The following is a 20,475-nucleotide window of genomic DNA, read 5'->3' on the forward strand; positions in this document are numbered from 1 at the left end:
GTGCCTCGCAACCCGATGCACGCGCCGCGCTGAGAGCTCCCGGCCATGCGCCTGATCATCCTTTGCCTGTCACTCTTGCTGGTGCTGATCCAGTATCCGCTCTGGCTGGGCAAGGGCGGCTGGTTCAAGGTCTGGGAACTCGACCGCCAGGTCCAGCAGGCGCGCAAGAAGAACGATGAGCTCAAGGAACGCAATGCCAAGCTGGCTTCCGAAGTCGACGACCTGAAGCAGAGCAAGGGCGCGGTCGAAGAGCGCGCGCGTTTCGAACTGGGGATGATCAAGCAGAACGAGGTCTTCATCCAGGTGATCGATGGCGCATCGGGCAAGCCATTCGCGTCGGCCAATCCCAATCCCTACATGCCAGGCTCCGGCCAGCCCAACAGCGTTTCCGTGCCTGCCGCGGCGCCGTCGTCGGGCGGGAGCGCCGAAGCGCCCAGAGCCGCGCGCTAGCCGCACGTTGTGCGCACGTTGCGCAGGCTGCGGCGGGATAAGCCGAATGCAGGCCTGCCCGGCCCCCGATCTCCCGACCATTTTCCTACCGTCCCGGACCTGCACGAATGTCGATCGATACGCCGCTGTCGTTGTCCGGCCTGTCCACCACGCCGCTGGAGCTGCTGTCCTTCCTGCTGGCGGTGCTCACCGTCTGGCTCAACATCCGCCAGAACCATTGGGCCTGGCTGTTTTCCATCCTGTCTTCGTTGCTGTATGCGGCAGTGTTCGTCGATGCCCGCCTGTACGGCGACTCCGGCTTGCAGTTCGTCTTCGTCGCGGTGTCCATCTGGGGCTGGTACCAATGGCTGCGCGGCGGCCAGCAGCACAGGCCGTTGCCGGTGTCGCGCCTGGACCGCGCCGGCTGGGCGTTGACGCTGGCGGCATGGGGCGCCGGCTTTGCGCTCCTGTCCTGGTTCCTGCGCCGCTATACGGATACCGACGTGCCGCACATGGATGCCTTCCTTACCGCCGGCAGCCTGGTGGGGCAACTCTTGCTGTCGCGCAAGAAAATCGAAAACTGGCTGGTGTGGATCCTGGTGGACGTGCTGTATGTCGGCCTCTACCTCTACAAGCACCTGACGCTGACGGCGATACTGTACGGCCTGTTCGTCATCATGGCGATGGCCGGCTGGCGCAGCTGGCGGCATTCGGAATAACAAGGCCGGATGCGGCGTCCTATGCCGCCGGCAAGGCGTCGGGCGCCGGCGGATCGGCGAAGACGATGCGGTTCTTGCCCGCATTCTTGGCTTTATAGAGGGCCACGTCGGCGCGCTTGATCAGTTGCGCCTGGCTTTCGCCTTTGTGGTGTTCGGCGACGCCGGCGCTGAATGTGATCAGCAGGCGCTGGCTTTCATGCATGAAGAGGCGCTTGGTCAGTTCGCGCTGGACCCGGGTGATGATCTGGACGGCATCCTGCGGTTCGGTTTCCGGCATCAGCACGATGAATTCCTCGCCGCCGAAGCGCGCGATCACGTCCAGCTTGCGCAAGGTTTCCTTGATCACCTTGACCATGTGGACCAGCACTTCGTCGCCGGTGTCGTGGCCGTGGGTGTCGTTGATGCGCTTGAAGTCGTCCAGGTCCAGCAAGGCGATGCACAGCGGCGTGTCGCGCCGTTCGGCGTTGGCGATTTCACGCTCCAGCGACTCGTCCATGCCGCGCCGGTTCAGGCTGCCGGTCAGCTGGTCTTCGCGCACCAGTTCGCCCATCTGCACCAGTTGGCTTTCCAGCGCATGGATGCGGGCTTCGGCTTTTTCCACTTCCTGCCGCGCATCTTCCATGGCGTCGCGCGAACGGCTGGTTTCTTCCTGCGCGTTCTGGGTTTCGCGCATGATGTCGCTCAGTACCGAGTTGAGGTCGCTGATGTTGCCGGCCTGGCTGATCTGCTGCGAGAAGCCGCTGATGGTCTTCTGGTAGTTGCTGGTGGTCGAGAGCATCGCCGAGAGCCGGTCGACGAAGGTCAGCATCATGTTCTTGACCACCACCTTTTCCTCGGCCAGCGTGTTCTTCAGCAAACCTTGCTTGTAGATCACTTCCTTGAGGTTCTTGGTCGCGTCGGCCAGCGAGGTCTTGCTGATCGGGCCGGCGATCAGGGCTTGCACGGTTTCGATCTGGGTGGAGAGCCAGGAGCCCTGTTCCAGCAACCCGTTTATGTTTTCCAGCAGCAGCTGGAACAGGCGCATCAGCAATTCCTGCTGCTGCGCCATGTCGTCGGCCTTGAGCTCGATCTGGAAACTCAGTTGCTTGATGCGCCCGATGATCTCGGTCATCGCCTGTTCGGAGAACGCCGTCTTCAGGTCCTGGCCGCTGGATTTCGACTCGTTGGCCAGTTCCGGCGCGCTTTCCAGCAGCGAGGACAGGTTGAACACCAGTACCCGCGCCAGCACTTCGCGCAGCATCTTTTCCTTCTTGCTGTCGCGGATGAACTGCCGTTCCAGATCCACCGGCATCAGTTCGCCGTGCGGGACGAGCGGGCGTGTGCTCCAGTTCTCTTGCGCGAATTCGCCTAGTTGCCGTGCATATTCTCCCCAGTCGCTGTTTTCCTGGGCGCGCACCAGGCGCATCCCCAGGAGGCCGTTCTCGCCCGGCTGCCTGGCCAAGCTGGCGGCCAGGTCGGCCAGTACCGTTTCTGCGCGGATTTCGGGCGGGCCGCCCAGGATTTCCTCATAGGCGACGCGATAGGCTTCCGGGGTGGGGGCGATGCGGCGGGTGCCGAGGCGCTGGAAAGCCTCGCGGGCGATTTCGACGGGGCTTAAGGTGGGCGTTTTCTTGGACATGTCGGCAGACAATGTTGTTGGCCGCTTTATATCACTGCGACAAGGAGTATTGTGCGCTGGTAACGGCTCATCCGGCCTTTTCCTTTAGGGCCCGTTGGCAATCGCGCATTGCATGCGCGCGACAGTCGCAAGGCTTGCGATCGGTTCGAAAAATCTCGGGCCATTTTACGTCAAGCGTTTTGGCGTTGAAGGTTTTTTGTCAAGGCCGGCGGGCGACCGGCGGGAATGCCTTTTTATTCCACCAGGTCGTTTTTCAGGGCGTAGTGGGTGAGTTCGGCGTTATGGCGCATCTTCATCTTGGCCAGCACCCGGGAGCGGTACATGCTGATGGTTTTTACCGAGAGCGAGAGCTCGGCGGCGATATCGCCGACCGTCTTGCCGGAGGCGATCATGACCATGGTCTGGTATTCGCGGTCCGACAGCGTCTCGTGCAGCGGCGTCTCATGGTCGAAGCCGATCTGGTTGGCCAGCTCCTGCGCCAGCGACGGGCTGATGTATTTGCGCCCGGTGGCGGCCTGGCGGATCGCAGCCAGCAGTTCGGACGGCGCCACCTGCTTGTTGAGGAAGCCGGCCGCGCCGGCGCGCAGCGCACGGATCGCATACTGGTCTTCGCGATGGATGGACAGCATCAATACAGGCAACTGGGGATGCTCCTTGCGGATCTGCTTGAGGATGTCGATGCCATTGCGGTCGGGCATGACGATGTCGAGCAGCATCACGTCGCCGTTGCCCACGCGCGCCAGCTTGATCGCTTCCAGTCCGTTGGCGGCATTGCCGGCCACGACGATATCCTTGGTGCCGGCGCAGATCTGGCGCAAGCCTTCGCGCACGATGGCATGGTCGTCGGCGATGAGGACTTTGATGGAAGCGGTGTTTTTTTTGCTCATGGGCGGGATGCGTCGACCCTCTGTATATGGCGAGCCGGTATTCTATAGCGTTCGCTCAGCGCGCGACAGGAATCTCCACCCGGATCACAGTGCCTTTGCCTGGCGCGCTATCGAGCTGCAGCGTTGCGCCCAGCGCCTGCGCGCGGCGCCGCATGTTGCCCAGGCCGTGGCCGCTGCGCAGGGCGGCGGAGGGATCGAAACCGCATCCGTCGTCCTCGATGCGCAGCGACAGCACATCGCCTTCGCGCCCGGCCGTGATCAAGGCGTTGTCGGCCTGCGCATACTTGGCGACATTATTGAGGGCTTCCCGCACGATGCGAAACAGCGTGATCACCTCGAATTCCTCCAGTCCTTCCAGGCCGTCGCCGCAGCGCTGGCGGCAGACGATGCCGGTCTGGCGGGTGAACATGCGGCTTTGCCACTCGAGCGCCTCGGCCAGGCCGAACTCGACGATGGGCGGGCACAGGTCATCGATGATGCCGTGCATGGCGTCGCCCGCCTCGTCAACCAGTTCCTCGGCGTAATGCGCCTGGTCATGCTGTTTTTCCATTCCTGCCGCCTGGGCCAGCGATTCGCGCAATTGCCCCAGGGCCATCTTGATGCCGGTCAGGTGGGCGCCGAGCTCATCGTGCAGGTCGCGGGCGATGCGCGCGCGCTCTTGTTCGCGGATTTTTTCGGTAAGAGACAGGGCTTCCCCGGATGGGTCGCCGGAAATGATTTCCTGGGGCATGTCGGGCGCGGTCGGAATTGAAAACGCCAATCATATCCGGCATGCGCAGCGCGGTCACCAGGTCGCTGCGCAGAAGGTTGATGCAGGGCAAAGCGGGCGCGCCGCGCCGGAAAATCTTGTCGCTATGCCATTGAGGCCGGCAAACGAGAAATTTCAGGAGAGGGGCTTCCCATTAATGCAAGGCCGGTGCTATAATTTTGTTTTTCGCGGCTGTAGCTCAGCTGGATAGAGTACTTGGCTACGAACCAAGGGGTCGTGGGTTCGATTCCTGCCAGCCGCACCAGATATAAAGGGTCCATCGCAAGATGGGCCCTTTTTTCTTTCTCGCCTTCCTTGTTGCCGGAAAACAAAGCTGGCCGTATGAAACGGCCCGCCTTCTTCTGCGCATGCGTTCATGCGTTGATCCCGGGCACGCCGGAATCAAGTCAGGTCCTGATCAAAACTGTTCCCATGAGTCGCCATCGCTGCCGGCCGTCAATTTGGCGCTGGCGGCGGCGACTGGTTTTGCGGGCAATACCGCTTTCTTCGGCGTCACGTCTGCAGTGTGCTTGCGCGCGGCTGCGGCCGGCCGGGCGGCGGCGCTTTTCGGCGGCGCCGTCTTGGCCGTCCTGGCAGGCGATGACACGGCATGCTGGTTGAGCTTGAAGATGCTCACGGTATCGGTCAGCTTCTCGGCCTGCTCCTGCAATGACTGGGCAGCGGCGGCGGCCTGTTCCACCAGCGCAGCGTTTTGCTGCGTAACTTCATCCATTTGCGAAATGGCGATATTGACCTGTTCGATGCCGTCGCTCTGTTCCTGGCTGGCCGAGCTGATCTCGGCCACGATGTCGGTCACGCGGCGCACGCTGTTGACCACTTCGCTCATGGTATTGCCGGCTTCCTCAACCAGCTTGCTGCCCAGGTCGACCTGCGCCACCGAGCCTTCGATGAGTCCCTTGATTTCCTTGGCGGCTGCAGCCGAGCGCTGTGCCAGGCTGCGCACTTCGGAGGCCACCACCGCGAAGCCGCGGCCCTGTTCGCCGGCACGCGCCGCTTCCACCGCCGCGTTCAACGCCAGGATGTTGGTCTGGAAAGCGATGCCGTCAATGACGCCGATGATGTCCGAAATCTTGCGCGAGGATTGGTTGATCGCTCCCATGGTGTCGACCACCTTGCCGACCACGTTGCCGCCGGCAACCGCCACTTCCGAGGCGGACGTCGCCAACTGGTTGGCCTGGCGCGCATTGTCGGCGTTCTGTTTGACGGTGGAGGTCAGTTCTTCCATGGCCGAGGCGGTTTCTTCCAGCGAGCTGGCCTGCTGTTCGGTGCGGGAGGAAAGGTCGAGGTTGCCGCTGGCGATTTCAGTCGATGCGACGGTGATGGTGGAGGTGCCCTGGCGCACTTCGGTGACGATGCCCAGCAGGCTGTCGTTCATGCTCCTCAATGCATCCAGCAACTGGCCGGCTTCGTCCTTGCTGGAAGAGCGGATATCTGCGGTCAGGTCGCCGCCGGCCACGCGCTGGGCCACCGAAACGGCCTGCTCCAGCGGCCGGGCGATCAGGCGCGAAACCCAGACCGCCAGCAGCATGGCCAGCGCGATACAGATGACGACGGTGCCCATGATCATCAGGCGCGCCTGGTCATAGAGGACATCTGCCTGCGCATTGGAAGCGTCGGCCCCCTTGTTGTTGATGGCGATCAGCTTGTCCAGGCCTTGCAGCACGTTGCGATAGGCGAGCGTGGCTTCGCCGCGCTGCAGGTTGCGCGCCTCTTCGCTATTGCCTTGTCTTGAAATGGCGAGGATTTTGTCATGCTCGGACAGGAGGGCGGCGATCTGCTTGTCGATCTCAGGATAGATCGCCTTCTCTTCCGGCTCGGAAATCTGCGTGAGGTACGCCGCCTGTTCTTTTTTCAGGGCGGCGATCTGCGTATTGGTGCTGCGCTCGATTTCCTCATATTCCTTGGCATCCTTGGCGAGCAGGTGCTGCATCTCGAAGCTGCGGATGCGCGAGAGGGTCAATTGGATGGTGGACAAGGAACGGATGCTGGGCAGCCAGTTGACGGCGATTTCGGTGGAGGCGCCGTTGACCTTGTCCAGCTCGCGTACCGAGAAGGCGCCGAGGGCGGCCACCATGGCCACGATGACGAGGAAAGTAGTGATCAGCTTTTTGGAAATTTTCAGATCATAGAACCATTTCATTTTTATTCTCCTTTGGGGATTGCCTGAGGCCGGCAATGCACCGTCACTACGATAAATATTGTAAATAAATCAATAAAATGAAAGGGCCTGGCGACATGGGCGAGGGCGCGCCAGCAGGCATATCGACGGGACAGGCCAATTCGTTTTTCGATTTTTATTGTTGTTGAAATTGTAAGACGAAGAGGGTAGGAGGACATCTTGATTTTCCCGGTGTGCGGGAGAAAAGTGCCTGCGGCTTATTGAAATTCCAGATCCGGGATATTGTGCCATCGCCCGGCGTATCCGAATTTCCTTACGGCACGATTACAAACTGCCGGGCTTGCCGCTGAACGACCGTTCACTTTTCCTTGTTGGCTATGCCAGGCCAAGCTTATTAAATTTCTGAATGCCTGATATGCGGGAATAAAATCGCGCGTCCCGGGAATCGCTAGTTGCTTTGCGGATATATTCTCGACGTACGCGATAGTTACGTTGGGAGGCCGCGCCTCCCTGAGCAACTTCATGCAGCGCGCTGGTGGGGGAAACCCGGCGGGCAAACGCGCATACGGGGGAATTTCATGGGCAATTCGCAAGGGCAGGGGAAAAAGGCTCTGGTGATCGGGGGCGGCGCGCCGAATTCGACGCTGATCGCGGGGGCATTGGCGGCATTTCTCTCGGAGGGAGTCGAGTTCGACGTCATTTCGGCGTCCGGTGCCGGCGTCCTGATGGGCTTGCTGTACACCGCGCCGCGCGACGCATCGCCGCGCGAGGCGCTCATGCGCTGGGCCGAGGTCGGCGTGGCCGACAGCATCTACAAGCTGTTCCCGGTCAACTACAAGGTGTTCAAGAAACCCGGATCGCAAGCCGAAAGCTACCGCGATTCGATGATGGCGCAGCTCAAGAGCCTGCCCAGCATGGGGGTGAACCCGTTCGCCGAGATGTTTACCCACCATTTCGCCGAAGCCTCGGCCAAATGGAACGACTGGATGCATCTGCTGATGTCGGCCCTGTCGCCGTCCGATCTGCATTCCGGCAGCCTTGGCCTGTGCGCGCACCTGCCGTTCCTGGAGCAATCCATCGACTTCGACGCCGTCGCCAGGATGGGGCCGGAGTTCTACATCAACGCCTACAACATCGACCGCCACCGCATGCAGATCTGGGGCAAGCGCGACATCACCGCGGCCCATGTGCGGGCCTCGCTGTCGTTTCCCTTCCTTTATGCGCCGACCGAGATCGATGGCGAGAACTACATCGAAGGCGCGGCGCTGGATACCCTCAATTTCGATCCGTTCATCCCGGGCGCCAACGGCGAGCCGCCGCTGCACGACGATGTCGACACGCTGGTGGTGCTGGACATCCTGGGCGAGGACCGCCTGATCCGCAAGCCGCGCAATCTCTACGATGCCTGGGTGCGTTCCATCATCACGCCGCTGGTCAAGATTTCCAAGGCCGAGCAACGCCTGTTCGAACTCGAGCACAACACCGATCCGGCCACCGGCAAGCCGCGCCGCAAGATGCTCAAGGTCGACCTGATGAGGGACGTGCCGCAGCAGCATTGGCCGGAAATATTGGACTGGTCATCTTCCAACATGCAATTGCTGTTCGATGTCGGCTACCGCGCCGGCCTCGAATTCTGCCGTACGCATGGCGATGCGCTGGGCGTGCCGGAACGGACGGCGCCGCTGGCGGCATAAGAACCTGCCGGCGCCCCAGGCATCGCGGAGGCGGAGACAACCACGGCGCCGGGACATGCTTCCGGTTTTGTTCACTCATTTCATGGACTTTTCATCATGACGATCACCAAGCGCCTGATCATTACCTTATCGACCGCCTTGCTGGCGCTGCTGTTCGTCGGTATCGACGGCCTGTGGCAATTGCAGCGTGCCCAGCAACGCCTGGATACGATCCAGAACCGCATCATTCCAGGCATCGAAAGCCTCAACGCCCTCAAGGGTTTCCTTGCCGATTCGCGCCTGGCCGGCTATCGTCTGTCGGTGTTCGCCAACCTGTCCGACAAGACCGGTCTGCAAAAGGCGATCGACGCGGCCAATAAATCCCTGGATGACGAGTTCGCGCGCTATGACCGCGAACGCGTGTTCAACGACGACGACCGCAAGCTGCTGGAGGTCGACAAGGCCAACGTCGAGGCCTATCGCAAGGCGCTGGTGCCGTTCTTCGCAGCCGCCTATGCCAACGACATGGATGGCGTGCGCGCCACGCTGGAAGCCGGCACGCCGCTGGCCCTCACTGCCGCTGCGGCCAAGAAGGGCTTCGATGACCATATCGTCGCCAGCGGCAAGCTGATTGCGGCCATACGCGCCGAGAGCGACGAGGCCTACGCCTTCGCCTTCCGCACCATGGTGGCGGTGATCGTCGTTGCGGTGCTGCTGACCGCCTTGCTGGGTTTCCAGACGTTGCGCAATGTAAGCGGCAGCCTGTCCAAGATCCAGCACACCTTCGAGCATGTCAGCCAGACGCTGGACTTGTCGCGCCCGGTGCCGGTCGATCGCATGGATGAAATTGGCCGTACCGCCACCGCCTTCAACAAGCTGCTGGCGCGCATCGTGGAGGTGGTGACCACCACCCGCAGCTCGACCGATTCGGTGACCGTGGCCGCCCGCCAGATCGCCGCCGGCAATGCCGACCTCTCTTCCCGTACCGAGCAACAGGCGGCGGCGCTGGAAGAAAGCGCGTCGAGCCTGGAGCAATTGACCTCGGTGGTGCAGCAAAACACCGAAAACGCGCGCGAAGCCAACAAGCTGGCGCTGTCGGCATCGCATATCGCCTCGCAAGGCGGCGACGTGGTGCGCCAGGTGGTGGAAACGATGAACTCGATCAACGACTCCTCGCGCAAGATCGTCGACATCATTGCCGTGATCGACGGCATCGCTTTCCAGACCAACATCCTGGCATTGAATGCGGCGGTGGAAGCGGCGCGCGCGGGCGAGCAGGGCCGCGGCTTCGCGGTGGTGGCGTCGGAGGTACGTTCGCTGGCGCAGCGTTCGGCGGCGGCGGCCAAGGAGATCAAGGCGCTGATCGACGATTCGGTGGAGAAGGTCGGCGCCGGCAGCAAGCTGGTCGAACAGGCCGGCGTCACCATGAGCGAGATCGTCGACAGCGTCGGACGCGTCACCCAGATCGTGGGCGACATCTCGTCAGCCAGCGAAGAGCAGAGTTCAGGCATTGCGCAAGTCAACCAGGCCGTTTCGCAGATGGACCAGACCACGCAGCAAAATGCCGCGCTGGTGGAAGAAGCGGCCGCTGCGGCGCAGGCCTTGCAGCAGCAGGCCGAGACGCTGGAGCGGGTGGTCAGCGTCTTCAAGCTGGATGCCAACCGCTTGGCCAATCCGACCGCCGCGGCGCCGGCCATGGCGCGCAGTTCCATCGACATCACTCCGCAAAGCGCGCGCCTCAGGAGCGATGCGTCAACGGTGAAGAAGCTGGAAATGGAGTTGGAGGAGTTCTGATGGAATTCTGATCCCGCCAGTTGGGCAGGGCGGGGATTGAAATAACCCGGTGTTCCTGCTGCAAGAGAAAGCTCCTCGATGAGGATAATGCCGTTCAGTTAAGCGCTGAACGGCATTTTTGTTTGTGCAGCCCAGACTCCGTTCGCCCTGAGTAGCTGCGCAGCAGCGTATCGAAGGGCAGGCAAGATCGGTAAGGTTGGCACGCTGATACGCTGGCTTCGATACGGCCCTGGCGGGCCTGCTCGTCACGAACGGCTTCTGTGATGGGCGCCCCAGAATGAGTCTTCACTGAATGGCACTACCTCGACGAAGGGCTTTTTTTATGCCCGGAAGGGCATGGGGCAATCGCGCCGCCTGGTTTCCATCCGGACATGCAACCGCTATTTAGAAATGATACAATTAATGCTAATCATTATCATTTGATCGACCAGGAGAACACTACGATGATTGGTATCAAGAAACTCGCTGTTGCCGCCGCCCTGATGGCATGTACCGCAGGCGTGGCCATGGCCGCCGAATACCCGATCGGCAAGCCGCAGATCCAGAACGGTTTCGAAGTCAATGCCGTCTACCTGCAGCCGGTCAAGATGGAACCGGACGGCATGATGCGCAAGGCAGAAGAGTCCGATATCCACCTCGAGGCCGACATCCGCGCCGTGGCCAAGAACCCCAACGGCTTCGCCGAGGGCGACTGGATGCCTTACCTGGCGATCAAGTACGAACTGACCAAGGCCGGCTCCGCCAAGACCATCAAGGGCGACATGATGCCGATGGTGGCCAACGACGGCCCGCACTATGGCGACAACGTCAAGCTGGAAGGCCCGGGCAAGTACAAGCTCAAGCTGATCATCTCCCCCCCGACTGCCAACGAGCACGCCCACTTCGGCCGCCACGTCGACAAGGAAACCGGTGTGGGCCCATGGTTCAAGACGTTTGAACTGAACTACGACTTCACCTTCGCCGGCATCGGCAAGAAGGGCGGTTACTGATCCGCGCCGGTTCTGCGACAGGAAGGATGCTTCCTGCGGCAGAACCGCACGGTGCCGCCAATGTGCAGTGTTGAATACCGGCTGCCTGATCGCCAGAGCAGCCGGCTTCCATTGTGAACCTGTTCAAGATCCCGGCCAGGGGTGAACCGGTTCCCAGAGTTTTGGAGCGCCCATGTTTTTACGTAAAGCCCGACTGATGCTCGGCGCAGCGCTGCTGATGGCCGGCGCGTCGCTGGCGTCGGCCTCCGACTTGCCGACCTTCAAGCTGGAAATGCAGGACGGCAAGCTGATCCCGCCGCGCATCGAAGTGCCGGCCGGCCAGCGCATCAAGATCGAGATCCACAACATCGGCAAATCCGCCGCCGAATTTGAAAGCATCGAACTGCGCAAGGAAAAGGTATTGGCGCCCGGCGCCCAGTCCTTCGTGGTGATCGCCCCGTTGCGTCCCGGCGAGTACAAGTTCTTCGACGACTTTCACCTGAACATGCCGCAAGGCGTGATCGTCGCGAAATAACCCGGGCAACCTGGAACCCCCACCGGAGCGCGCCCGGGGGCGGGGTAAAAACAAAGGGCGGTATTCCGCCCAAGCGCGAGACGCGGGGAGCAACGGCGTCGTCCCGGCTGCCATGCGGCCGGGCGCAATGAATTGAACGCAGCAAGTTTTGCAAGGGATGGGTTTCAATGGGACAGGTCATGTTCATCGTCTGGCGCGAAAGCGTCGAGGCGCTTCTGGTGGTCGGCATCCTGTATGCCTGGCTGACGAACGGCGATATCTCCGCGCGCCGCGGCTTGCCGTACCTGTGGAGCGGCGTGGTGGCCGGCGTGCTGCTGGCGCTGGCGCTGGGCGCGGCGCTGCTGGGCTTTTCCGAATTGCTGTCGGGCGACGCCCAGACGTATTTCCAGATCGCCATCGTGCTGGTCGCCTCGGTGCTGATCGTGCAGATGGTGTTCTGGATGCGCAAGCACGGCCGCACGCTCAAGAAGGACATGGAAAGCTCCGTGCAGTCCAGCGTCGAGAGCGGCAACTGGTGGGGCGTGTTCGTGCTGGTGGCGCTGGCCATCGCGCGCGAGGGCAGCGAAACCGCCGTGTTCCTGTACGGTATCGGCCTGGGCCAGCAGGAGGCCAGCACGGCTTCGCTGGTGCTGGCCGGCATCATCGGTTTCGGCCTGGCGTTCCTGACCTTCTATATCCTGCAACTGGGCGGCAAGGTCTTTTCCTGGCGCCGTTTCTTCCAGGTCACCGAAGTGATCCTGCTGCTGCTGGCGGCCGGCCTGTTGGTCACCGGCGTGGAAAAGCTGTTCGACGTGCTGCTGGAAAGCTCCGATGCGCTGGCCTCGGCCGACTGGACCATGACGTTGACGGCGCCGGTGTGGGACACTTCCTGGCTGCTGGACGACTCTTCCACCATCGGCAGCCTGCTGTCGACGCTGACCGGCTACCGCGCGCGCCCGGCGCTGCTCTCGGTGATCGTCTATGCGGGTTATTGGCTTGTGATATGCTCGGCCCTTTACCGAAAACCCAAGCTTCAGCCCAAGAGGCAAGAAGCCGTCTGAGCCCGCTATGAATACCTGTGCGCAATCGCCGACCCTGCTCTCGCGTACGGGCGATTGGATGCGCCGCAACGGCGCATTCATCCGCGGCTTGCAGTGGATCGTGGTGGCGGTGTACGCCATCCTGATTCTGGTGCCGGTGTTCATGCCGCTGCCTGACGAAACCGCCCACCTCTGGTCCAACATGACGCTCATCGCCCAGTTCGCCTTCTGGGGCATCTGGTGGCCGTTCGTGCTGGTGAGCATGGTGCTGATGGGACGCGTATGGTGCGGCGTGCTGTGTCCGGAAGGCGCGCTCACCGAATTCGCCAGCAAGTACGGCCGCGGCCGCGCCATTCCCAAATGGATGCGCTGGGGCGGCTGGCCTTTCGTCGCGTTCGCGCTGACCACGGTCTACGGCCAGATGGTCAGCGTCTACCAATATCCCAAGGCCGTGCTGCTGGTGCTGGGCGGCTCCACCGTCGGCGCCATGATCGTCGGCTACCTGTATGGCCGCGACAAGCGCGTCTGGTGCAAGTACCTGTGCCCGGTCAATGGCGTGTTCGGCCTGCTGGCCAAGCTGGCGCCGCTGCACTACAAGGTCAACGAGGATGCCTGGCGCGCCTCCTACCATCCCCAGCACAAGATCATCCCGATCAACTGCGCGCCGCTGGTGCCGTTGCGCAACATGAAGGGCGCCTCGGACTGCCATATGTGCGGACGCTGCAGCGGCCATCGCGATGCCATCGAACTGAGCTTCCGGGCGCCCACGGTCGAAGTGGTCAAGTTCGGCAAGACCCAGAACAACCTGTGGGAAAGCGCCCTGGTGCTCTACGGCCTGCTGGGCATCGCCATTGGCGCCTTTCACTGGACCGCCAGCCCCTGGTTCATCGCCATCAAGCAGGACATCGCCACCTGGCTGATCGAGCGCGACATCATGTGGCCCTTCGGCACCCAGGCGCCCTGGTGGCTGCTGACCAATTACCCGCAGCAAAGCGACGTCTTCACCTGGCTGGACGGCGCCATGGTGGTGGGTTACATCATGGCGACCGCGCTGGTGCTGGGCACCGGGGTGTCGCTGCTGTTCGCCCTTGGCACGCGTCTCCTGGGCAAGTGGGAATGGAGCCGCTTCAACCACCTGGTGCAGTCGCTGATCCCGCTGGCAGGCTGCGGCGTGTTTGTCGGCCTGTCGGCCACCACCATCAGCCTGCTGCGCGCCGAGCACTGGCCGGTGTACTGGGCCAACGACGTGCGCGCCGCACTGTTGTCGGCGATGACGCTGTGGAGCCTGGTGCTGGCCTGGAAGGTGGTGGCGCGCTACGCCACATCCTGGCCGCAGCGCCTGGTCGCCATGGCGCCGCTGGTGGGCGGCCTGGCCCTGGTCAACTATGCCTGGCTGCTGATGTTCTGGCTTTGGTGAGATGGCGGCACTGAACGGTTTGGCAAAACGGCAAATTCTGATCAAGGAATTTGCCGTTTTTTGTTGCCGGCCCGGGTTGGCGCAAGGCCGGCCCGGGCACGGCGCGGTACAATCCCGCCTTTCCATTTTTCGTACAGGAATCCGCCATGAGTACCTTGCCCGCCTGCCCCCAATGCCAATCCGAATTCACGTATGAGGATGGCGGCATGCTGGTCTGCCCGGAATGTGCGCATGAATGGTCGGCGCAGCAGGCCGCGCCTGCCGTCGAACAAGCCAAGGTCTGGCGCGATGCCGCCGGCAACGTCCTGCAGGATGGCGACACGGTGACCGTGATCAAGGACTTGAAGCTCAAGGGCGGAGGCGGCGTGGTCAAGATGGGCACCAAGGTCAAGAACATCCGCCTGGTCGACGGCGACCATGACATCGATTGCAAGATCGATGGTTTCGGCTCGATGGGACTCAAGACCGAGTTCGTCAAGAAAGTCTGAACGATTCCCGGGCGGCCTCCTGCGGCCGCCTTCCCGCATCCAGAAGAAGTACCACGCATCCGGAAACAATCAACGACAACGCCATGGCCCGCCCACGCTTTATTCCCGACAACATGACCTTGCTGCTGATCGCCGTAGTGGCGACGGCGTCCATTTTTCCCTGTACCGGCGACGTCGCCATCGGTTTCGACTGGCTGACCACGTTCATGATCGGGCTGCTGTTTTTCATGCACGGCGCCAAGCTCTCGCGCCAGGCGGTAGTGGCCGGCATGACGCACTGGCGCTTGCATGTCACGGTGCTGCTGTGCACCTTCGCCATCTTCCCGCTGATCGGCCTGGCCGCCAAGCCGCTGCTCACTTATTTCATCACGCCTGAGCTTTATCTCGGACTGCTGTTCCTGTGCGTGCTGCCATCCACCGTGCAGTCGTCCATCGCGTTTACCGCGGTGGCGCGCGGCAATGTGCCGGCGGCGATCTGCGCGGCTTCCGCCTCCAACCTGCTGGGCATTTTCCTCACGCCGCTGCTGGTGGGCATACTGGTGGTGGCGCACAACGGCGACGGCCATGCTTCGCTGGGCTCGATCCTCAAGATCGTCTACCAGCTGTTGCTGCCTTTCGTCGCCGGCCAGGCGCTACGTCCCTGGATCGGCGGCTGGATCGAGCGCAACAAATCCTGGCTCAAGTTCGTCGACCAGAGCTCCATCCTGCTGGTGGTCTACGTCGCCTTCAGCGAGGCGGTCGTGCAGGGCTTGTGGCGCCAGGTGCCGCCCACCATGCTGGTGTCGGTGCTGGTGATCAATGTGCTGCTGCTGGCCGCCATCATGCTGATCACCACCTACGGCAGCCGCCGCCTCGGCTTCAACAAGGAAGATGAAATCACCATCGTCTTCTGCGGCTCCAAGAAGAGCCTGGCCAGCGGCGTGCCGATGGCCAAGGTGCTGTTTTCCAGCGGCGCCATCGGCATGGTGCTGCTGCCGCTGATGCTGTTCCACCAATTGCAGCTGATGGTGTGCGCGGTGCTGGCGCAACGCTACGGGGCGCGCGAGGAAGAGGTGCAGGCTGCCGTCGCCACGGAAAGCGGCGGCGATTGAAATGGATGCAATGCCAATGCCATGAAAACAAAACCAGCCATCAGGCCGGTTTTGTTGTTGGTACGGGAGTGTGTATCAAGGCATCCGCATCAGGGCGCCGGGTTCGGCTGGCCCTTATGGATGGCTTCGATGCCGGCGATCACTTCATCGTTCAGTTTCACCTCTACGCTGTCCAGGTTGCTGCGCAACTGTTCCAGGGTAGTGGCACCGATGATGTTGGAGCTCAGGAACGGACGGCTGTTGACGTAGGCCAGCGCCATCTGCGCCGGATCCAGCCCATGCTGCCTGGCCAGCGTCACGTATTGGGCGGTGGCGCGTTCGGCTTGCGGGTTGGTATAGCGTACGAAACGTTCGAACAGCGTCAGGCGGCCGGCAGCGGGGCGCGCGCCATCCAGGTATTTGCCGCTCAACATGCCGAAGGCCAGCGGCGAATAGGCCAGCAGGCCGACCTGTTCGCGGTGGGTGAACTCGGCCAGGTTGATCTCGAACGTGCGGTTGAGCAGGTTGTACGGGTTCTGGATGGTGACCACGCGTTCCAGGCCGTGCTGCTCGGCCGCGCGCAGGAATTGCGCCACGCCCCATGAGGTTTCGTTGGACAGGCCGATATGGCGGATCTTGCCGGCCTGCACGAATTCGGAGAGCACCTTCAGCGTCTCTTCGATCGGCACCGTCTTTTCATCGGCCACGTGCTGGTAGTCGAGCTGGCCGAAGCTGTTGACGCTGCGGTCGGGCCAGTGCAACTGGTAAAGGTCGACGTGATCCAGCTGCAGCCGCTCCAGGCTGCCGTGCAGCGCATCGGTCAGGCCCTTGCGGTCGAGGTCGTTGACGCCGCCGCGGATGTGGCGCGGGTTGTGCGGCTTGCGCGCGGGGCCGGTGCATTTGGTGGCGATAAGCAGCTTGTCGCGCAGGCCGGACTTCTTCAGCCAGGTGCCCAGGTAGCGTTCGGACAGGCCCTGGGTTTCCGCCTTGGGCGGCACCGGATACATTTCCGCCACGTCGATCAGGTTGACGCCGCGCTCCACCGCCAGGTCGAGCTGGGAGTGGGCTTCGGCTTCGGTGTTCTGCTGGCCCCAGGTCATGGTGCCCAGGGTGATCAGGCTGACCTTGGCATCGGTGCGGCCAAGTTGGCGATACTGCATGCATTTCTCCTTGTCGTTGTGGGCGTAGCAAAGGAGTATAGCCGCGCTGCTTTTTCATTGCAGGCGGCATCCCTCCGGCGGCTCACGCCGGTTGCTGGGCTTGCAGCAACTGCAGGAATTGCGCGTAGGGTACCGGCCTGCTGAAGTAGTAGCCCTGGTAATCGTCCGAGCCGAACTCGCGCAGCGCATTCAATTGCTTCTCGGTTTCCACGCCTTCGGTCACCACCTTCAGGTTCAATGCATGGCCCATCGCGATGATGGCCTGCACGATGGCGCTGTCGTTGGGATCGTCCGGGATGTCGCTGATGAATGACTTGTCGATTTTCAGCGTATTGACCGGGAAGCGCTTCAGGTAGGCCAGCGAGGAATAGCCGGTGCCGAAATCGTCGATGGAGATCGTGAAGCCTTCGGCGCGGATGCCGTCCATGATCGCAATGGCCTGGTCGCGGTTGTGCATGACCATACTTTCGGTGATTTCGAACTCCAGGCAGGAGGGCGGCGTGCCGTGGCGTTCGACCACCCGCTTGATGTCTTCTAGCAGGTTGGCGTCGCCGAACTGGCTGCCGGCCAGGTTGATCGAGATGCGCCCGAATTCCAGGCTGCGCGCCAGCAACTGGCCGACATCGCGGCAGGCGGCCTCCAGCACTGCCAGGCCGATCTGGTCGATCAGGCGGGTTTCTTCGGCCAGCATGATGAATTCGGCCGGCGGCAGCAGGCCGCGCACCGGATGTTGCCAGCGCACCAGCGCTTCGGCGCCGACGATGCGCGCGCCCGCCAGGTTGACCTTGGGCTGGTAATGGACCACGAACTCGCCACGTTCGATGGCGCGCCGCAGCTCGGACTCCAAGGCGATGCGCTCGACCGTGTTGGTATTGACCTCGTCGGAGAAGAAGCGGTAGTCGTCCTTGCCGTGGTGCTTGGCGCGGTACATGGCGATGTCGGCGTTCTTGATCAGCGCTTGCGCATTGTTGCCGTCGCCGGGATAGGTGGCGATGCCGATGCTGGCCGAGAGCGTCGCCTCCTGGCCGGCGATGACGAAGGGCTTGCGCGCCTCGGCCAGCAGTTTTTGCGCGATTTCGCCCAGTTGCAGCGGATCGTCGAAATCGTCCACCAGCACGATGAATTCGTCGCCGCCCACGCGCGCCAGGATATCCAGCTCGCGCAGGCTGCCGCGAAAGCGCAGGGCGATTTCCTGCAGCACGGCCTCGCCGGTTTCATGGCCGAAGGTGTCGTTGATGTTCTTGAAGCGGTCCAGGTCGAGCAGCAGCACCGCCACCATGCCCTCGCGATGTTCGGCGTGGGTGATCGCATTGCTCACGTGCTGGGTGCACAGGAAGCGGTTGGGCAGCCCGGTCAGTTCGTCATAGTGCGCCAGGTGGCGGATGCGCTCGTCGGCGCGGCGGCTCTCGATGGCCACGCTGGCCAGGTCGGCGGCGATGTTGGCCAATTGCAGGTACTCGCTGCTGGGCGCCTGGTTTTCCTTGAGCAGGGCGGAAAATACGCCGAGCAGCTGGCCCTCCTTGCCGATGATGGGCCAGGCGCCGCAGGAGGGATAGGCCTCGGTGTCGATCAGCGGGCGCAGATGCTCCATCATCGGGTCGCGCGCGATGTCGGTGACGATGCAAGGCGCGCGCCGCAGCACCGCTTCGGCCGCCACGCCGTTGCCGTGGCGGATGGCCATGCCCTGCAGCATGCGCGCGATGCGCTGCGGATGGCGGTGGCTCAGCATCGAGGTGAAATGCGTGGCATGTTCGTTGGCCAGCAGGATGCAGCATGCGCTGTAGGGAATCTGGGCATCGGCGAAGCTGACGATGGCGGAGAGGATGGCGTCCAGCTCCTCGTCGGCCATCACCATATGCAGCACGCGGTTTTGCTCGTTTTGCAGCAACTCGGCGCGCTTGCGGGCGGTGATGTCGCGCAGGATGGTGAAGATGGCGTAGCCGCGGTCGAGTTCGGCGCGGTGCAGGGTGACGTCGGTATAGACGATCTTGTTGCGGCGTATCGTCACCCATTCGAATTGCTGGGGCTGGCCGGACAGGGTCTTGGCGACCAGGTCGTCGATGTCCGGCTGCGCGATGTGCAGCGACTTGTGGCGCGAAAACAGGCCGACCTTGCGGCCGATGATGCGTTGCTTGTCCAGCACGCCGAAGAAACGCACCGCGGCCGCGTTGCAGTCGAGATAGCGCAGGTCGGCCGAGATCAGCACGATAGGGTCGTTGCCGTCTTCGTACAGCTTGCGGTAGCGGTATTCGCTGACCGAGAGCGCATTGTCGATGTGGCGCTGGTAGCGATAGTAAAGCAGGAAGGACACCAGCGCGATCAGGATGAAGCCGAGGATGCCGGCGGCCAGCAGGATGCGGTTTGCGGTCCGGCTGCGCCACGGGGCCAGCACATCGTCCATGCGGCGCGCATACACCACCAGCATCGGCCAGTCCCGCAGGCGCTTGTAGGTGAACAGCAACTGCTCGCCGGTCAGGTAGGAGACTTCCTCGAAGCCGCCTTCCTCCGGGCCGCTGCTGATCCTGGCCATGCTCCTGGCATCCCGCATGCTGGCATTGAGCCAGCGCTCTTCGAAGGGGGAGCGGATCATCATGGCGCCGTCGTCGCTGCGCAACGAGACGATCGCCTGGTAGTTGGTGATGTGCTTGTAGAAGTCGAAGAAATAGGCCGCGCGCAGTTCGGCCACCAGCATGCCGGCCGGGCGGGCGGCGCTGTCGTACAGGTTCATCGCCACCGGCAGCACCAGTTCCCGGTTGTAATGGCTGCGCATGAGCTGGCCGACGAACAGGCGCGGGCGCGCCGGATCGCGGTCCGCATACTTCAGCTTGAGGTCGTCGGCGAAGTTGTCCTGCTCGTGGGGCAACCAGGAGCTGGCGCGGTTGATCCCGGCCGGGTCGACATAGCGCAGCGCCAGCACCGATGGCAGCGGCTGCTTTTGCCCGGCGAGCAGGCGGTGCAGGCCGGGGCCGTCGTCCGGCAGGCCGGCTCCGGCGTGCCGGATGGCCTCGGAAGTCGCCCACAGCATGGCATCGATGTCGCGGAAGGCGCGCTCGGCGTGTTCCTGCACGCTGCGCACGGCGACCATCGAGCTGCTCTTTTCCGCTTCGATGGTCAAAAGGCGATCCTGGCGGATTTCCCACCATGTCTGGATGACGATGAACGAGCCGACGAAGGCGACGAAGATCAACAGGGTCCGGAGGGTGCTGCCGGCCCGTCCGGCGGTCTTTTTCTGTTTTCCCATGTAGACGAATATCGATAACACCCGCGGCCATGCGGCTTAGCACTGCCGGCCGTCCATTGCCAACTTGCCGCCAGCTTGCAGCGGCCGCCTGCGGCAACAGGCGGCGCCGGCCATTGCCGGGAATGCGCCAGCGCGCCCGGTATGCGGCGCGTTGCAGGCGCGCATCCGCCGCAACGCATCCCGCGCGACCAGGGCGCGCATGCGTTGCGTGCAGATACCATCAAGTTGGCTTAACCAGCCAGGCAGTGTGCCACTCCCTGTTTTGCCCGCCGGATGTTTTGTTGCTGTTCGTTCGGCAGGCCAGTGCGTCTTCCCGTTTGCACTCGCGCCTGCTTTTTTTGCGGGCGTCTCGGTGCTTTTATTTGTCCGAACCTTACCGCATGCGGCGGCCTTTGTCATTATCGCTACCGGGAATGGATCCCCGGAGGGATTGCGCAGGCGGGGGGAAAGTTTTCGGCAAGGAGGCGCCGCTGCCCCATTTCTGTTTGCGATGCGATAATACCGCCTTGGTTTCGCGCGAACATCAGGAATTTTCCGTCGTTTCCGGGCATATCCAGGCGATGCAGCCT

16 protein-coding genes and 1 tRNA gene are annotated in these 20,475 nt (G+C 62.6%); 11 read left to right on the forward strand and 6 right to left on the reverse strand.

Going from position 1 to position 20,475, the window contains the following annotated elements:
- Nucleotides 1-45 precede the first annotated feature (45 nt).
- A complete protein-coding gene (gene ftsB, locus FB597_RS03690; protein WP_144768114.1) occupies nucleotides 46-450 on the forward strand; it encodes a cell division protein FtsB in 405 nt (134 codons plus the stop codon).
- 107 nt (nucleotides 451-557) lie between these two features.
- On the forward strand, nucleotides 558-1,148 hold the full coding sequence (pnuC, locus tag FB597_RS03695) for a nicotinamide riboside transporter PnuC (protein WP_144768116.1): 591 nt from the start codon (nucleotides 558-560) through the stop codon (nucleotides 1,146-1,148).
- A 19-nt stretch (nucleotides 1,149-1,167) separates the two neighbouring features.
- On the opposite strand, the gene FB597_RS03700 is transcribed toward pnuC, so the two are convergent.
- From FB597_RS03700 to FB597_RS03710, 3 genes are all read right to left on the reverse strand, one after another.
- The gene (locus FB597_RS03700) at nucleotides 1,168-2,766 is read right to left on the reverse strand and encodes a GGDEF domain-containing protein (RefSeq protein ID WP_144768118.1); all 1,599 of its coding nucleotides are present in this window, start codon (nucleotides 2,764-2,766) and stop codon (nucleotides 1,168-1,170) included.
- A gap of 233 nt (nucleotides 2,767-2,999) precedes the next feature.
- Nucleotides 3,000-3,653 carry a response regulator transcription factor gene (locus tag FB597_RS03705; protein WP_141916471.1) on the reverse strand — a complete coding sequence of 218 codons (654 nt, stop codon included), beginning with the start codon at nucleotides 3,651-3,653 and terminating at the stop codon, nucleotides 3,000-3,002.
- A gap of 55 nt (nucleotides 3,654-3,708) precedes the next feature.
- Entirely contained in the window at nucleotides 3,709-4,383 is a 675-nt protein-coding gene (locus tag FB597_RS03710; protein ID WP_144768120.1) for a sensor histidine kinase, read from the reverse strand.
- A 206-nt stretch (nucleotides 4,384-4,589) separates the two neighbouring features.
- On the opposite strand from FB597_RS03710, the gene FB597_RS03715 reads away from it, so the two are divergent.
- Nucleotides 4,590-4,666, forward strand: a tRNA-Arg gene (locus tag FB597_RS03715).
- 153 nt (nucleotides 4,667-4,819) lie between these two features.
- Here FB597_RS03715 and FB597_RS03720 read toward each other — a convergent pair.
- Nucleotides 4,820-6,562: a methyl-accepting chemotaxis protein gene (locus FB597_RS03720; RefSeq protein ID WP_144768122.1), complete on the reverse strand. Its 1,743-nt coding sequence runs from the start codon at nucleotides 6,560-6,562 to the stop codon at nucleotides 4,820-4,822.
- 557 nt (nucleotides 6,563-7,119) lie between these two features.
- On the opposite strand from FB597_RS03720, the gene FB597_RS03725 reads away from it, so the two are divergent.
- The 8 genes from FB597_RS03725 (at nucleotide 7,120) to FB597_RS03760 (ending at nucleotide 15,526) form a co-directional block, all read left to right on the forward strand.
- A complete protein-coding gene (locus FB597_RS03725) occupies nucleotides 7,120-8,235 on the forward strand; it encodes a patatin-like phospholipase family protein (RefSeq protein ID WP_144768124.1) in 1,116 nt (371 codons plus the stop codon).
- A 96-nt stretch (nucleotides 8,236-8,331) separates the two neighbouring features.
- Entirely contained in the window at nucleotides 8,332-10,008 is a 1,677-nt protein-coding gene (locus FB597_RS03730) for a methyl-accepting chemotaxis protein (RefSeq protein WP_144768126.1), read from the forward strand.
- 443 nt (nucleotides 10,009-10,451) lie between these two features.
- Nucleotides 10,452-10,997 carry an iron transporter gene (locus FB597_RS03735; protein WP_144768128.1) on the forward strand — a complete coding sequence of 182 codons (546 nt, stop codon included), beginning with the start codon at nucleotides 10,452-10,454 and terminating at the stop codon, nucleotides 10,995-10,997.
- Nucleotides 10,998-11,169: 172 nt separating this feature from the next.
- Entirely contained in the window at nucleotides 11,170-11,511 is a 342-nt protein-coding gene (locus tag FB597_RS03740; RefSeq protein WP_141916485.1) for a cupredoxin domain-containing protein, read from the forward strand.
- 167 nt (nucleotides 11,512-11,678) lie between these two features.
- On the forward strand, nucleotides 11,679-12,551 hold the full coding sequence (locus tag FB597_RS03745; RefSeq protein WP_144768130.1) for an FTR1 family protein: 873 nt from the start codon (nucleotides 11,679-11,681) through the stop codon (nucleotides 12,549-12,551).
- A gap of 58 nt (nucleotides 12,552-12,609) precedes the next feature.
- Nucleotides 12,610-13,947, forward strand: a complete 1,338-nt coding sequence (locus tag FB597_RS03750) for a 4Fe-4S binding protein (RefSeq protein ID WP_144768395.1) — start codon at nucleotides 12,610-12,612, stop codon at nucleotides 13,945-13,947.
- A gap of 146 nt (nucleotides 13,948-14,093) precedes the next feature.
- Nucleotides 14,094-14,435 carry a zinc ribbon domain-containing protein YjdM gene (locus FB597_RS03755; RefSeq protein WP_144768132.1) on the forward strand — a complete coding sequence of 114 codons (342 nt, stop codon included), beginning with the start codon at nucleotides 14,094-14,096 and terminating at the stop codon, nucleotides 14,433-14,435.
- Between the two features lie 83 nt (nucleotides 14,436-14,518).
- The gene (locus FB597_RS03760) at nucleotides 14,519-15,526 is read left to right on the forward strand and encodes a bile acid:sodium symporter family protein (protein ID WP_144768134.1); all 1,008 of its coding nucleotides are present in this window, start codon (nucleotides 14,519-14,521) and stop codon (nucleotides 15,524-15,526) included.
- Between the two features lie 89 nt (nucleotides 15,527-15,615).
- Here the strand turns inward: FB597_RS03760 and FB597_RS03765 are convergent, their stop codons facing one another.
- Both FB597_RS03765 and FB597_RS03770 read right to left on the reverse strand, forming a co-directional pair.
- On the reverse strand, nucleotides 15,616-16,665 hold the full coding sequence (locus tag FB597_RS03765) for an NADP(H)-dependent aldo-keto reductase (RefSeq protein ID WP_144768136.1): 1,050 nt from the start codon (nucleotides 16,663-16,665) through the stop codon (nucleotides 15,616-15,618).
- A gap of 82 nt (nucleotides 16,666-16,747) precedes the next feature.
- Nucleotides 16,748-19,906, reverse strand: a complete 3,159-nt coding sequence (locus FB597_RS03770) for an EAL domain-containing protein (protein WP_144768138.1) — start codon at nucleotides 19,904-19,906, stop codon at nucleotides 16,748-16,750.
- Nucleotides 19,907-20,475 lie beyond the last annotated feature (569 nt).

The organism is Herbaspirillum sp. SJZ099, from assembly GCF_007828355.1.
Taxonomy (GTDB): Bacteria; Pseudomonadota; Gammaproteobacteria; order Burkholderiales; family Burkholderiaceae_D; genus Herbaspirillum.

Bases quoted from the DNA above. Each gene is read 5' to 3' on its own strand.
- FB597_RS03720 (WP_144768122.1), bottom strand. From the start codon at position 6,562: ATGAAATGGTTCTATGATCTGAAAATTTCCAAAAAGCTGATCACTACT.
- FB597_RS03740 (WP_141916485.1), top strand. From the start codon at position 11,170: ATGTTTTTACGTAAAGCCCGACTGATGCTCGGCGCAGCGCTGCTGATG.
- FB597_RS03705 (WP_141916471.1), bottom strand. From the start codon at position 3,653: ATGAGCAAAAAAAACACCGCTTCCATCAAAGTCCTCATCGCCGACGAC.
- FB597_RS03765 (WP_144768136.1), bottom strand. From the start codon at position 16,665: ATGCAGTATCGCCAACTTGGCCGCACCGATGCCAAGGTCAGCCTGATC.
- FB597_RS03710 (WP_144768120.1), bottom strand. From the start codon at position 4,383: ATGCCCCAGGAAATCATTTCCGGCGACCCATCCGGGGAAGCCCTGTCT.
- pnuC (WP_144768116.1), top strand. From the start codon at position 558: ATGTCGATCGATACGCCGCTGTCGTTGTCCGGCCTGTCCACCACGCCG.
- FB597_RS03730 (WP_144768126.1), top strand. From the start codon at position 8,332: ATGACGATCACCAAGCGCCTGATCATTACCTTATCGACCGCCTTGCTG.
- FB597_RS03700 (WP_144768118.1), bottom strand. From the start codon at position 2,766: ATGTCCAAGAAAACGCCCACCTTAAGCCCCGTCGAAATCGCCCGCGAG.
- FB597_RS03745 (WP_144768130.1), top strand. From the start codon at position 11,679: ATGGGACAGGTCATGTTCATCGTCTGGCGCGAAAGCGTCGAGGCGCTT.
- ftsB (WP_144768114.1), top strand. From the start codon at position 46: ATGCGCCTGATCATCCTTTGCCTGTCACTCTTGCTGGTGCTGATCCAG.
- FB597_RS03735 (WP_144768128.1), top strand. From the start codon at position 10,452: ATGATTGGTATCAAGAAACTCGCTGTTGCCGCCGCCCTGATGGCATGT.
- FB597_RS03750 (WP_144768395.1), top strand. From the start codon at position 12,610: ATGCGCCGCAACGGCGCATTCATCCGCGGCTTGCAGTGGATCGTGGTG.
- FB597_RS03725 (WP_144768124.1), top strand. From the start codon at position 7,120: ATGGGCAATTCGCAAGGGCAGGGGAAAAAGGCTCTGGTGATCGGGGGC.
- FB597_RS03760 (WP_144768134.1), top strand. From the start codon at position 14,519: ATGGCCCGCCCACGCTTTATTCCCGACAACATGACCTTGCTGCTGATC.
- FB597_RS03770 (WP_144768138.1), bottom strand. From the start codon at position 19,906: ATGGGAAAACAGAAAAAGACCGCCGGACGGGCCGGCAGCACCCTCCGG.
- FB597_RS03755 (WP_144768132.1), top strand. From the start codon at position 14,094: ATGAGTACCTTGCCCGCCTGCCCCCAATGCCAATCCGAATTCACGTAT.